We start from the raw sequence: 12,701 nt of genomic DNA on the forward strand, positions 1-12,701 counted from the left end.
AGTAGGTCATCGCCAGGCTCCCCATCAACCCAGCCCCCTCCGGAACCACCGGCAGGGGGCCGCGGCGTTTACAATCTACAAAACACACTCTGCCGATAGATGGCAGGGGCTATACTGAGCTACCCGAAATCGTTGTTCGGAAGCGAGGTTAAAGATGGCTGTCGCAACATTTGCCGGTGGCTGCTTCTGGTGCCTGGAAGCGGTTTTCTCCCAATTGTCGGGTGTCCATCATGTAACCTCGGGCTATTGCGGCGGATACAACGTCAATCCGACCTACGAGCAGGTATGCACCGGAACTACTGGCCATGCGGAAGCAGTCAGAATCGACTTTGATCCGGCAAAGATTTCTTTCTCCCAGCTTCTGGAAGTCTTTTTCACTATCCATGATCCGACAACCCGGAATCGTCAAGGGGCCGATGTGGGGACGCAATATCGATCTGCAATATTCGTTCATTCGCCCGAGCAGCGGGCTGAAGCGCTGGCGATGATCGGTGCTCTGAACCAGGAGCTGCCTGCGAATTCACCCGTGGTGACCGAGATATCGGATGCACCGCAATTCTTCCCCGCGGAGAATTACCACCAGCGCTATTTCGCCGACAATCCGGCTCAGGGTTACTGCACGTTCGTGATCAGTCCCAAAGTGGCAGCCTTCAGGCGTGAATTTGCGTCGCTGCTCAAGACACCGGGTCAATGAATTGCATCAACTCGCGGGCGAAGCGTTCGCGTTGCCACTGATGTGGGGAGTGATCGCATCCCTCGTAGATGTGGAGAACGGCATCCGCTATTTCATTGGCGACGTAATGCGCAGTTTCAGTCCGGTAGAAATTGCTTTGGCCACCATAAACGAGCATTGATGGAATATCGATTCGTCTCAGCACGTCGCGATAATCCGCTGCGGTCAGACTTGCCCAGCAGGTGATCAGTGGGCGAGGATTCTGGGCGCGCAATGCGGCACGCGAGCGTTCCCAGCCGCTGGCGCCGGCCAGGTATTTTTCCCGAGCCCGCTCATTCAGCCCGAACGCAGTGAGCTTCAGCACGCCCTCGGCGAAATCCTCCTCGAGCCAGGTCATCAGTTCATTTGCTTTATCCGGGCCGAAGTTTCCGTAGATCCCATGTTCCCAACCAGGTTCGGTCAGCAATTTCGGTGACTGGTCGATGAAGCACAACTTGGCGAGACGGTCCGTTCCGAAATCCCTGATGTATTGCCAGAGGGTCAGGGCACCCATCGAATGGCCTACCGCCACCACGTTGTCGAGACGGTAATGCTCGAGCAGGTTGGCGAGGTCTCTGGCCATTCTTTCCACCGTTGGCGGCTCACCGTCATCCAGGGGGTGGCCGCCATGGCCGCGGGCATCCCAGCGATATACGCGGTGGTGCCGGTGAAGTTCGTTCAGGAAGGGAAACCATTCCTGATGGCTGGATGTCCAGCCGTGCAGCATGACGATCGGCGAGCCTTCTCCGGATACCTTCACATGGATTTTTGCTCCGTCGTCGGCGAGGAAATGGGACATGGCTTTTGCGGTCGCAGTGAAAACAGGGGCAAAGTATAATCCGCCCTTCAATACGGAAGGGTACGGAAATGTTCGACTGGAGAGATTACGGCAATGGCATCATCGCCTTCGACGCCGGCTATGTGCGGCCGGTTCTGGCAGCGATTCATGTCGTCATAGAAGCGGGGCGCGTGGCATTCATCGATACGGGCAGCAACGATGCGCTGCCCAATGCGCAGGCGGCTCTGAAACGGCTTGGGCTGGCGCCTGACGCGGTCGACTACATTATTCTGACCCACATACACCTCGATCATGCCGGTGGCGCCGGCAGCATGATGGCCGCTTTTCCCCGGGCGCAACTCGTCGTTCATCCGCGCGGCGCGCGACACATGGCCGAGCCAGGCCGGCTGGTCGCGGGCGTGACCGCCGTCTATGGGGAGGATTACGTGCGCCGGGTTTACGGCGAGATTCTGCCGGTTCCCGCCGAGAGAATCGTCGAGGCCCCCGATGGCCATGCGGTTTCACTGGCTGGCCGCGAGTTGCTGTGTCTCGATACACCGGGTCACGCGCGGCACCATATCTGCATCGTCGACCGCAGGACGGGTGGGATTTTCAGCGGAGACATGTTCGGACTTTCCTACCGCGAACATGACGTGGATGGGGGTCCCTTCATCTTTCCAACGACCACGCCGACGCAGTTCGAGCCGGAGGCGATGCATGCCTCGATCGATCGCCTGCTGTCGTTCAGGCCGGAAGCGATCTATCTGACGCACTACAGCCGGGTCGGGAATATTCCCCAGATGGGCGCCGACCTGCATCGCCGGCTGGATGCGATGGTCGCCTGTGCGCAGCAGGCTGGCGGTAGCGGTGCGGAAAGGCATGAAGCAATCAAGGCGGCGTTGACGAATTATCTGCTGACCGAACTGCGAGCCCATGGCTGTCCTTTGCCGCAAGCGCACGCTTTGGGAATCTGGGAAACCGATCTCGAACTCAATGCCCAGGGGCTCGAAGTGTGGCTGGATAGCCGGCAGCCAGCCTAACGGCGCCGCCAGAACATGAACAGCATGATGCTGGCAATTACCAGCATCAATCCGGTGGCATAGTAGAAGCCACGCGGCAGTTCGAGCCAGGGCATCTGGTGAAAATTCATCCCGAAAATGCCGGCAATCAACGTTGCCGGCATGAAGATGGTGGCGACCACCGTCAGCGTCCGGACTTCGAGATTGACGCGATGACTGACGGTCGTCAGGTGCACATCGAGCAAGCCGGTCGCCAGTTCGCGGAGATCTTCGAGCGACTCGATGATATGAACCGTGTGGTCATAAACATCGCGCAGATAAAGCTGGATTTCCGGTGCAAAAAAATGCGCATGTTCGCGATGCAGGTTGCCGAGAAGTTCGCGTAGCGGGTAAAGATTGCGCCGCAGCTGGGATACGCAACGCTTGAACTGGTGGATGTTTTCGAGCACCGCCGGTCCCGGGTGGCCAAGAATTTCGGTTTCGAGCTTTTCTGCATAATCGTCGAGCTGTTCAATGACCGCAAAATAGCTATCGACCACCGAATCGAGCAACGAGTAAGCCACCATGTCGGTACTGGCGCTACGGAGCTTTCCGCGATCCGTCCGCAGGCGCTGACGGACCGGCTCGAATGTGCGGGAAGGCCGCTCCTGGAAAGTGAGCAGGTAGTCCGGGCCGACGACCAGGCTGATCTGGTCCTGCACTAGGTCGAGCGGCGTCGTGGCGACCTCGTAGCGGTGCAGAACTATGTACAGGTAGTTGTCGTAAGCATCGACTTTCTGGCGCTGGTTGTTGTTCAGGATGTCCTCAAGCACCAGCGGATGCAACTGGAAGGCATTGCCGATGGCGGCCAGCGCCACCGGATCCTGAAGTCCGTAAACATTTCCCCACAGCGTTGAGTTCTGGCGCGGGTAGGCAGCCAAGGCGGCGGTATCCGGCAGTTCGTTCTCGCTCAGGGCAGCCGGACCGAAATCGAGTACCGATATTACGGGTTTGGCGGTCTTGATTTCGCCGATGTGAACCAGCGAGCCTGGCGGCATGCCGGCCTTGCGAGAACGCAGCTTCTTCGGCTTTTTCATTTGGCGAGAATCAGCTGGATGGCATGTGCGGCGGCGGCCATGCCGAAGACCGAGGTGACGCAGACCGACGAGCCGAATCCCGCACAGCTGAGCCCTGCCGGCGCGCCTTGTGTCTCGCAGCTGGCCTGCGGATCGGGGTAGCGCAGCGCTTCCGTCGAGAATACGGCGGCTACCCCGAATTTCTTCCGGGGATCGCGCGGGAATCCATGTTCGCGACGGAGCTGTGCGCGAACCTTGGCCAGCAGCGGATCCTGCACGGTCGCCGACAGGTCGCTTATCCTAACCTGGGTTGGGTCGATCTGGCCACCGGCAGCACCGGCGACGACCATCGGCATGCGCAGACGCCGGCAGTGGGCGATCATGGCAGCTTTGGTGCGTGCCTGGTCGATGGCATCGACCACGACATCGAAGCGGGGTGTCAGGATATCCGCCACGTTTTCCGGGGTGACGAAATCCTCGATGCAGGTGACCTCGCAGGTAGGATTGATGGCATGGATTCGTTCGGCCATCGCATCGACCTTGGCTTTGCCGTAGACATCGCCGAGGGCATGAATCTGCCGGTTGGTGTTGGATTCCGCCACCATGTCGAGGTCGACCGCAGCAAGCTGCCCGATGCCGGTTCGGGCTAGCGCCTCCAACGCCCACGAGCCAACTCCGCCGACGCCCACGACACAGACGCTGGCATGGATCAGGCGTTCGGCCGCCGCCGGGCCGTACAGGCGGGCAACGCCGCCAAAGCGGCGTGCGTGGTCGGCCGCCATCATTTCCTGCCCTCCTGCCGGCGCAAAGTAGGCGCCGCCAATGCATGCAGGGGCGATATGAATGTTTCGGAGTTGCTCATGACACGCCGAGTGTAGCCGAAAGCAACGGCCGGGAAGAAGGCGGAAACCTGGTTTCCTTGTCTTGACGACCCGTCTGCCCACGCCTAAGATTCCGCGCTTACCCAAGAGCAGGTTGATTGTGACCGTGGAACAGCTTTACGCCCTGATCGGGCAAGACATGAAGGCCGTGGACGCGGTCATCCGCGATCGTCTCCACTCGGACGTCGCGCTCGTTAGCCAGGTTGCAGAGTACATCATCGCTAGCGGTGGCAAGCGCATGCGTCCGGCGCTGGTTTTGCTGGCGGCAGGGGCGATGGGCTATCAGGGACGGCAGCATCACGATCTGGCGGCCGTCGTCGAATTCATCCATACCGCCACCCTCCTGCACGACGACGTGGTCGACGAATCATCGCTACGTCGTGGTCGCGATACCGCCAATGCCATTTTCGGCAACGCAGCCAGCGTGCTGGTCGGCGACTTCCTGTATTCCCGGGCCTTCCAGATGATGGTCGAGGTCGATGAAATGCGTATCATGCGGGTGCTCTCCGACGCCACGAACGTCATCGCCGAGGGCGAAGTCCTGCAACTCATGAATTGTCACGATGCCGACGTCGACGAGCAGCGCTACCTGCAGGTCATCCGCTTCAAGACAGCCAAGCTGTTCGAGGCCGCCGCGCAACTGGGCGCCATACTGGGGGGGGCGACACCGGAGATCGAGCGCGCCCTGGCCGACTACGGCATGCATCTTGGAACGGCCTTCCAGCTGGTCGACGACGTGCTCGATTATTCCGGCCAGGAAGCGGATACCGGCAAGCATCTCGGCGATGACCTCGCCGAAGGCAAGCCGACGTTGCCGCTGATCTACGTGATGCAGAACGGCACGCCCGAACAGGCGGCCTGTGTGCGCCGGGCCATCGAGGACGGCGGTCGGGACGATTTTCCCGCCGTGCTGGCAGCCATCCACGCCAGCGGGGCGCTGGGCCATGCGCGCCGGCAGGCGGAACGTGAAGCCGAACGCGCGAGAGAAGCAATTTGCGCGCTGAGGGATTCAAATTATCGGGAAGCTCTGCTAAAATTGACGCTCTTTGCGGTTGAGAGGAATCACTAGTCTCCTCTCGCAAAGCTTCGGAGTGTAGCTCAGCCTGGTAGAGCACTGCGTTCGGGACGCAGGGGTCGCATGTTCGAATCATGTCACTCCGACCATATTGAAGCCCATGTAATTCTAAGAATTACATGGGCTTTTCGCTTTTGAAGATATCCCTGAATTTCGGCGTCGGAGCGTCTCGGTCCACGGGGTTGCGTGGTAACATGTTGAGCTAATTGGCTTTTGTGTTGTTCTGTCCTGCCATCGCCAGGCAGAAAAATGCCCTGGGGAATACCGGGGATGCATTTCCGAATAATTCTCAGCCTGGCTGGTGTTGCAAGGCGTGCCGGCAAACTCGGGGTCGTCCAGAATGAAGTACCTGCTGCTCATCGCTTTTGTCGTCGTGATCTGGTGGGTGTTCAAAATCCGTGCAGTGAGGCCGACGCCACCTCGCACCAAGGCATCTCCCGCGCCTGAGAAGATGGTGGTCTGCGCTCACTGCGGCGTGCACTTGCCGCTCAGCGACAGCATCGCCGAGCATGGCGTCCATTTCTGCTCCGAAGCGCATCGGCAGGCTGGAAAGGCAGCCGGCAAGCCGTGAGCGACTGGCTGGCCACGACCTGGGAGGCGAGTTGGCGCCCCTTCCAGTATTTCAACCTCTACCGCCTGGTTCTCGGCGGTCTCGCCTTGCTGGGCGTCCTGCTGCCCGAGGGCTGGATTGCCTCGCTGCATCTGACGTATTCGCTGCCCTTCCTGCTGCTGGCGGTGCTCTACATGTCGGTGGTCGGCACCGGACTCCTTGCTTCCATCCACTGGCAGCATCGTTTCAATTTCCAGCTCTCGTTGCAGGTGATGACCGACGTGGCGGCGATCGGTCTGCTGATGTACGCCGGCGGCGGGATCGGCAGCGGCGTCGGCGCCTTGATGCTGGTCTCCCTGGCCACCGCCAGTCTGGTCGGGCGGGGGCGTCTGGTGCTCTTCTATGCCGCTTTGGCGACGCTGGCTACGCTCGGCGGACAGGTCGTCGGCGCCGTGTTCCGCGATTTCGAGCCGGCGACCATCGTCCAGGCGGGCTTCCTGTCCGCCGGGTTTTTTGCGACGGCGATCCTGGCGCGCCTGCTTGGCCAGCGCCTGATGGCCAACGAGGAGCTGGCACGCCAGCGCGGCATCAGCCTGGAAAACCAGAGCCGCATCAGCCAGCGGGTCATCGAACGGATGCAGGACGGCATTCTGGTGGTGGACAGCGACGGGCAGGTGCAGCGGCACAATCCCGTGGTCGAAACGATGCTCGGCGCGGCGCCCGCGCCAGAGATGCGTCTGGCGGATTATTGTCCGGCGCTGGCTGCGGCGCTGGCCGGATGGAAGGTGGCCAGGGCGAATGCGACGACCGACTTTCAGGCGCCCAACGGCAGCGAACTGCGTGCCCGTTTCGAGCAGACGGCCAGCAGCGCGGGGGAGATACTGGTGTTTCTCGAGGATATCGGGCGTATCGAGGAACGGGCGCAACAGATGAAACTTGCCGCCCTGGGACGGTTGACCGCAAGCATCGCCCACGAAATCCGCAACCCGCTTTCTGCCATCAGCCACGCCGGCGAACTATTGCGCGAGGAACGGCGGGGCGACATGCAGGAGCGGCTGTTGAAAATCCTCGCCGACAACGTGGCGCGTCTCGACCGGATCGTTGCGGATATCCTCGAACTCGGCCGGCGCGACCGGATGCAGGCCGAGTACCTGCCGCTGCGCCGCTTCTGTGCGCAATTCGTCGAGAGTTTCGAAAGCGCCCACGCGGTCGTGCCGGGCCTCATCCAGGTCGATGTCGCGGGCGATCCAGGCATCTGTTTCGATCGTACCCACCTCGACCAGGTTCTGTGGAATCTGTTGGGCAATGCCGTGCGTCATTGCCGTGGGCGTCCCGGTAGCGTGCGCCTGCACGTAGCGGCCGGCGACGGGCAAGGGCTGGTAGAGTTGCATGTCATTGACGACGGCGCCGGCGTTCCGGAAATGGTCAGGTCCCAGATATTCGAGCCATTTTTCACCACCCACCATCTCGGTACCGGGCTGGGCCTGTTCATCGCCCGCGAGCTTTGCGAGGCCAACGGCGCCAGCCTGGAGCTGGCGGCCGATGCCGATGGTGGACATTTCATTCTTGTTGGGAGATGCGACACATGTCTGTTGCCCGAAGCGAGCGACGCCCGCGCGGCGAATTGAGCCGCGTGCTGGTCGTCGATGACGAGCCGGATATCCGCGAACTGATCGATCTCACGTTGTCGCGCATGGGGCTGGCTGCCGCCTGTGCCGGCAGCGTCGCAGAGGCGCGGCAGGCGCTGGCCGACGGCGAGTTCCATCTGTGTCTGACCGACATGCGGCTGCCGGATGGCGATGGCCTTGAGGTCGTCCGCTACATCGCCGAGCACCATGCGCAGACCCCGGTGGCGGTGATCACCGCCTACGGCAGCACCGAAAATGCCGTCGCAGCGCTCAAGGCGGGTGCCTTCGACTACCTGGCCAAGCCGGTCGGCCTCGAGCAGTTGCGTGCCCTCGTCAAGTCGGCCTTGCGCGTGCCGGGCAGCCAGCAGCAGGGTAATCATCCCCTGCAGTCGCTGACTGGCGAGTCGGCCGCCATGCAGCAGGCCCGTTCGATGATCGAGCGGCTGGCGCGCAGCCAGGCACCCATCTACATTTCCGGCGAATCCGGGAGCGGCAAGGAGCTTGCGGCGCGCCTCATCCATGCGCGCAGCGCGCAGGCGAGCGGGCCGTTCGTTCCGGTCAACTGCGGCGCGATACCGGAAAACCTGATGGAAAGCGAATTCTTCGGGCATCGCAAGGGGGCGTTTACCGGTGCCGAGAGCGATCACGAAGGATTTTTCCAGGCCGCCAGCGGTGGCACGCTGTTCCTCGACGAGGTGGCCGACCTGCCGCTGGCGATGCAGGTCAAGCTGCTGCGCGCGATCCAGGAGAAAAAGGTGCGCAAGGTCGGGGTCGCCACCGAGGAGCCGGTCGACGTCCGCATCATCTGCGCGACGCACCGGAATCTGCGTGACTGCGTCGACAAGGGCAACTTCCGGCAGGACCTCTACTATCGCCTGAACGTCATCGAGTTGCGCATGCCGGCCCTGCGCGAGCGGGTCGAGGACATTCCCGCGCTGGTCGCTGCCATCCTGAAGAAGCTCTGCGGCGAGACAGTGCCCCAGGTGTCGGCGGCGGCCCTGCAGGCGCTGGCAGCCTATCCGTTCCCCGGCAACGTGCGCGAACTGGAAAACATTCTCGAACGCGCGACGGCACTTTGTTCCGGGACGACGATCGAGGTGGACGACCTGCATCTGGCGCCGGACGAAATGGGTGGCGAGAATCCCGGGCGTGGCAGCGAGACGCTGGATGACTATCTCAATCGCCTCGAGCGCCAGGCCATCCTCGAAGCCTTGCAGAAGACCGACGGGAACCGGACTGCGGCCGCCCGCCTGCTCGGCGTTACCTTCCGTTCGCTGCGCTACCGTCTGGAACGGCTGGGCATCGAGTGAAGCGCTGGCGTGGCGACGGCTGGCTGAAGGGCGCGCGCTGGGCGTTTTCGCCGAACCAGGGACAGCGGCCGGCCGGCTGCACGGTTTCGCTGGTCGTGCTGCACAACATCAGCCTGCCGCCCGACGATTTCTCGGGCGACTGGATCGAGCGCTTTTTCACCAACCGCCTGGATCCGCAGGCGCATCCGTATTTCCGGACGATCGCCGAACTCCGGGTGTCGGCGCATTTTCTGGTGCGGCGCGACGGTCGCGTGATCCAGTTCGTCGGTTGCGACCGGCGCGCCTGGCATGCCGGCCAGTCGGCCTGGCAGGGCCGGGAAAACTGCAACGACTATTCGATCGGGATCGAACTCGAGGGCAGCGACGGCCAGCCGTTCACGCTGGCGCAGTATGCGGCGCTGTGGCCGTTGCTGGCCAGGCTCCGGCAACGTTACCCGATCACCGGGCTGGCCGGTCATAGCCATGTGGCGCCTGGGCGAAAGACCGATCCCGGGCCGTACTTCGACTGGGCCGCGGCGCGGGCCCGCTTTCCCGCCCTTACCTTACCGGCCGAAGTAGGCGGCTAGACGGTCGACCGCTTCGCCCAGGCGGTCGATGCCGGTGGTGTAAGCGAAGCGAATGTGCCTTTCCGGTTCGTTGCTGCCGAAATCGAGACCGGGGGTGGCGGCGACGCCGACCTTTTCCAGCAGGTCGCGGGCCAGCACGAAGCTGTCGTCGCACAGGCCGGAACAATCGCAATACAGGTAGAAGGCACCTTCCGGGCGGGCGGTGACGCGGAAACCGATATTTTCGAGGGCCGGCGCGAGAAAATCCCGGCGCCGCCGGAATTCGCCGCGGCGTTCTTCGAGAATGGCGATGGTCTCGGGTGCGAAGGCGGCCAGCGCCGCGTGCTGCGCCGGCGTCGACGGGCAGAGCACGAGGTTCTGCGCCAGTTTCTCGACGTCGCGGACGTAGGACTCGGGAACGACCATCCAGCCCAGTCGCCAGCCGGTCATCTGGAAATACTTCGAAAAGCTGTTGATGACCCAGATGTCGTCGCCGGCCGCGCAGGCCGTCGGCGCGTCGATTTCGTAGGTCAGGCCGTGGTAGATCTCGTCGACCATGAAATGACCGTCCTTCTCGCGACAGGTCGCGGCTAGCGCGGCGATCTCCGGGAGCGTCAGCAGGGTCCCGGTCGGATTGGCCGGAGAGGCGACCAGCAGGCCCGCCGTGTCAGCGCTCCAGTGGGCGCGCAGCAACTCGGGCGTCGGCTGGAAATTGCTTGCCGGTCCGACCGGGATGCTGCGCGGCCGCCCTTCGTAGGCGCGCAGGATATGGCGGTTGCACGGGTAGCCGGGGTCGGCGAGCAGCCATTCGCGACCGGGGTCGGCCAGGCAGGCGAACGCCAGGTTCAGCGCCCCGGAAGCGCCGTTGGTGACGGCGATGCGGCTGGCCGGAACGGGCACGCCGTAGCGGCTGCGGTAGAAATCCGCGATCGCCTCGCGCAGTTCGGGCAGGCCGAGCGCCTGGGTATAGAGCGTTTTGCCCTGTTTTATCGCGTCGACCGCAGCAGTTGCAATTGGCGCCGGCGTCGGGAAATCGGGTTCGCCGACTTCCATGTGGATGATGTCGCGGCCTTCGGCCTGCAACTGATGAGCGCGGGTGAAGAGTTCCACCACATGGAAGGGTTCGATGTCGGCAAGGCGGCGGGCGGGGCGGTAGGTCATGGCGGTTCTGCGGACGATGGCGGAAACGGAAAAGAAAACGGCCACCCGCAGGTGGCCGTCCGATTATCGCTCAGGTGAAGCTTATGCGGCGTCCTTGAAGATGCCCATCTCGAACAGTTCGCGCTTGAGCACCAGTTCGCGCGGCATCTTCTCGCCCATCTTGTCGAACCACTCCTTGTGGCCGGCCAGTTCGGCCTTCCAGGCGTCGGCGTCGATGGTGGTCAGCGCCTCGAACTCGGCCTTGTTGACTTCCAGGCCGTTCCAGTCGATGTCCTCGAACTTCGGCATCCAGCCGAGCACGGTTTCCTTGGCGGCGACGGTGCCCTTGCAGCGCTGGACGATCCACTTGAGGACGCGCATGTTGTCACCGAAGCCCGGCCACATAAACTCGCCCTTCTCGTTCATGCGGAACCAGTTCACGCAGAAGATCTTCGGCGTGGCATCGACGGCCTTGCCCATGCGCAGCCAGTGGTTGAAGTAGTCACCCATGTGGTAGCCGCAGAACGGCAGCATGGCGAACGGGTCGCGACGGACGACACCCTGCTGGCCGAAGGCGGCAGCGGTGGTTTCGGAACCGAGCGTGGCGGCCATGTAGACGCCGTAGTTCCAGTTGAAGGCCTGGTAGACCAGCGGCACGGTGGTGGCGCGACGGCCGCCGAAAATGAAGGCGGAAATCGGCACGCCGGCGGGATCTTCCCAGGCCGGGTCGACCGACGGACACTGGCTTGCCGGGGCGGTGAAGCGGGAGTTGGCGTGCGCGGCCTTCTTGCCGGCCTTGCCGTCGGCCGGCGTCCAGTCGTTGCCCTGCCAGTCGATCAGGTGGGCCGGGGCTTCCTTGGTCAGGCCTTCCCACCACACGTCGCCGTCGTCGGTCAGCGCGACGTTGGTGAAGATGATGTTTTCCTTGAGCGTTGCCAGCGCGTTGAAGTTGGTCTTTTCCGAGGTGCCCGGCGCGACGCCGAAGAAGCCGGCTTCCGGGTTGATGGCGTAGAAGCGGGTGACGCCGTCGGCATCGACGCGCGGCTTGATCCAGGCGATGTCGTCGCCGATGGTGGTGATCTTCCAGCCGTCCAGGGTCTTCGGCGGGATCAGCATGGCGAAGTTGGTCTTGCCGCAGGCCGACGGGAAGGCGGCGGCGACGTAGGACTTCTCGCCCTCCGGCGACTCGACGCCGAGGATGAGCATGTGTTCGGCCAGCCAGCCCTGGTCGCGCGCCATGTTGGAGGCGATGCGCAGCGCGAAGCACTTCTTGCCGAGCAGGGCGTTGCCGCCGTAGCCGGAGCCGTAGGACCAGATTTCGCGGGTTTCCGGGTAATGGACGATGTACTTGACGGTCGGGTTGCACGGCCACTTGGCATCCTGCTGGCCCGGTTCGAGCGGGGCGCCGACAGTGTGGATGCACGGAACGAATTCGCCGTCGGTGCCGAGCACGTCGAACACGGCCTTGCCCATGCGGGTCATGGTGCGCATGTTGGTCACGACGTAGGCGGAATCAGTGATCTCGAAGCCGATGTGGGCGATCGGCGAGCCGAGCGGGCCCATGCTGAACGGAATGACGTACATCGTGCGGCCCTTCATGCAGCCCTTGAACAGGCCGTTGAGGGTCTCGCGCATCTTGGCCGGTTCCTCCCAGTTGTTGGTCGGGCCGGCATCTTCCTTCTTCTCGGAGCAGATGTAGGTGCGGTCTTCGACGCGGGCGACGTCGGACGGGTCGGAGAAGGCGAGATAGGAGTTCGGGCGCTTTTCCGGGTTGAGCCTGATCAGCGTGCCGGCCTCTACCATTTCGGCGCACAGGCGGTCATACTCTTCCTGCGATCCGTCGGCCCAGTGGATACGTTCGGGCTGGGTCAGCGCGGCGATTTCGGCGACCCATTTCTTCAGGCCTTCGTGTTTGACGTAGTCAGGTGCATTCAGCGGTGCGGTCATGGCGATGTCTCTCTCCAAGTTACTGAAATAGATAAACTTTACGCCAGTCGCCGGAAGCTGC

Annotated in this window: 12 protein-coding genes, 1 tRNA gene and 1 rRNA gene (1 of these 14 only partly in view); 9 read left to right on the forward strand and 5 right to left on the reverse strand. The window is 62.8% G+C overall.

The genetic code is table 11. From position 1 onward, the window contains the following. Both rrf and msrA read left to right on the forward strand, forming a co-directional pair. A 5S ribosomal RNA gene (gene rrf / locus GH660_RS05505) occupies positions 1 to 18 on the forward strand (it extends 96 nt beyond the left edge of the window). 136 nt (positions 19 to 154) lie between these two features. After that, the gene (msrA, locus tag GH660_RS05510) at positions 155 to 694 is read left to right on the forward strand and encodes a peptide-methionine (S)-S-oxide reductase MsrA (protein WP_153145648.1); all 540 of its coding nucleotides are present in this window, start codon (positions 155 to 157) and stop codon (positions 692 to 694) included. Here msrA and GH660_RS05515 read toward each other — a convergent pair. Further along, positions 675 to 1,511, reverse strand: a complete 837-nt coding sequence (locus GH660_RS05515) for an alpha/beta fold hydrolase (RefSeq protein WP_153145650.1) — start codon at positions 1,509 to 1,511, stop codon at positions 675 to 677. The genes msrA and GH660_RS05515 overlap by 20 nt on opposite strands. Before the next feature lie 68 nt (positions 1,512 to 1,579). Here GH660_RS05515 and GH660_RS05520 point away from each other — a divergent pair, with 68 nt between their 5' ends. Continuing rightward, positions 1,580 to 2,530, forward strand: a complete 951-nt coding sequence (locus GH660_RS05520) for an MBL fold metallo-hydrolase (RefSeq protein ID WP_153145652.1) — start codon at positions 1,580 to 1,582, stop codon at positions 2,528 to 2,530. On the opposite strand, the gene corA is transcribed toward GH660_RS05520, so the two are convergent. Together corA and tcdA are read right to left on the reverse strand one after the other, a co-directional pair. Beyond that, on the reverse strand, positions 2,527 to 3,585 hold the full coding sequence (gene corA / locus GH660_RS05525; RefSeq protein WP_153145653.1) for a magnesium/cobalt transporter CorA: 1,059 nt from the start codon (positions 3,583 to 3,585) through the stop codon (positions 2,527 to 2,529). The two genes, GH660_RS05520 and corA, sit on opposite strands and share 4 nt — an antisense overlap. Next, positions 3,582 to 4,346 carry a tRNA cyclic N6-threonylcarbamoyladenosine(37) synthase TcdA gene (tcdA, locus tag GH660_RS05530; RefSeq protein WP_153146181.1) on the reverse strand — a complete coding sequence of 255 codons (765 nt, stop codon included), beginning with the start codon at positions 4,344 to 4,346 and terminating at the stop codon, positions 3,582 to 3,584. The genes corA and tcdA overlap by 4 nt, the downstream gene beginning before the upstream one ends. 199 nt (positions 4,347 to 4,545) lie before the next feature. On the opposite strand from tcdA, the gene ispB reads away from it, so the two are divergent. The 6 genes from ispB to ampD all read left to right on the forward strand — a co-directional run bounded on the left by ispB (position 4,546) and on the right by ampD (position 9,574). Continuing rightward, entirely contained in the window at positions 4,546 to 5,514 is a 969-nt protein-coding gene (gene ispB, locus GH660_RS05535; protein ID WP_153145655.1) for an octaprenyl diphosphate synthase, read from the forward strand. 18 nt (positions 5,515 to 5,532) lie between these two features. Further along, a tRNA-Pro gene (locus GH660_RS05540) sits at positions 5,533 to 5,609 on the forward strand. Positions 5,610 to 5,860: 251 nt separating this feature from the next. After that, entirely contained in the window at positions 5,861 to 6,091 is a 231-nt protein-coding gene (locus GH660_RS05545; protein WP_153145657.1) for a PP0621 family protein, read from the forward strand. Further along, positions 6,088 to 7,698, forward strand: a complete 1,611-nt coding sequence (locus GH660_RS05550) for a PAS domain-containing sensor histidine kinase (RefSeq protein WP_153145659.1) — start codon at positions 6,088 to 6,090, stop codon at positions 7,696 to 7,698. Before GH660_RS05545 ends, GH660_RS05550 begins: the two co-directional genes overlap by 4 nt. Continuing rightward, positions 7,656 to 9,008 carry a sigma-54 dependent transcriptional regulator gene (locus GH660_RS05555; protein WP_153145660.1) on the forward strand — a complete coding sequence of 451 codons (1,353 nt, stop codon included), beginning with the start codon at positions 7,656 to 7,658 and terminating at the stop codon, positions 9,006 to 9,008. The genes GH660_RS05550 and GH660_RS05555 overlap by 43 nt, the downstream gene beginning before the upstream one ends. Further along, the gene (ampD, locus tag GH660_RS05560) at positions 9,005 to 9,574 is read left to right on the forward strand and encodes a 1,6-anhydro-N-acetylmuramyl-L-alanine amidase AmpD (RefSeq protein ID WP_153145662.1); all 570 of its coding nucleotides are present in this window, start codon (positions 9,005 to 9,007) and stop codon (positions 9,572 to 9,574) included. The genes GH660_RS05555 and ampD overlap by 4 nt, the downstream gene beginning before the upstream one ends. Here ampD and GH660_RS05565 read toward each other — a convergent pair. Then, positions 9,551 to 10,714, reverse strand: a complete 1,164-nt coding sequence (locus tag GH660_RS05565; protein WP_153145664.1) for a pyridoxal phosphate-dependent aminotransferase — start codon at positions 10,712 to 10,714, stop codon at positions 9,551 to 9,553. The genes ampD and GH660_RS05565 overlap by 24 nt on opposite strands. Before the next feature lie 81 nt (positions 10,715 to 10,795). Further along, on the reverse strand, positions 10,796 to 12,640 hold the full coding sequence (locus GH660_RS05570) for a phosphoenolpyruvate carboxykinase (GTP) (protein WP_153145666.1): 1,845 nt from the start codon (positions 12,638 to 12,640) through the stop codon (positions 10,796 to 10,798). Between the last annotated feature and the right edge of the window lie 61 nt (positions 12,641 to 12,701).

Source organism: Dechloromonas sp. H13, from assembly GCF_009469615.1.
Classification (GTDB): domain Bacteria; phylum Pseudomonadota; class Gammaproteobacteria; order Burkholderiales; family Rhodocyclaceae; genus Azonexus.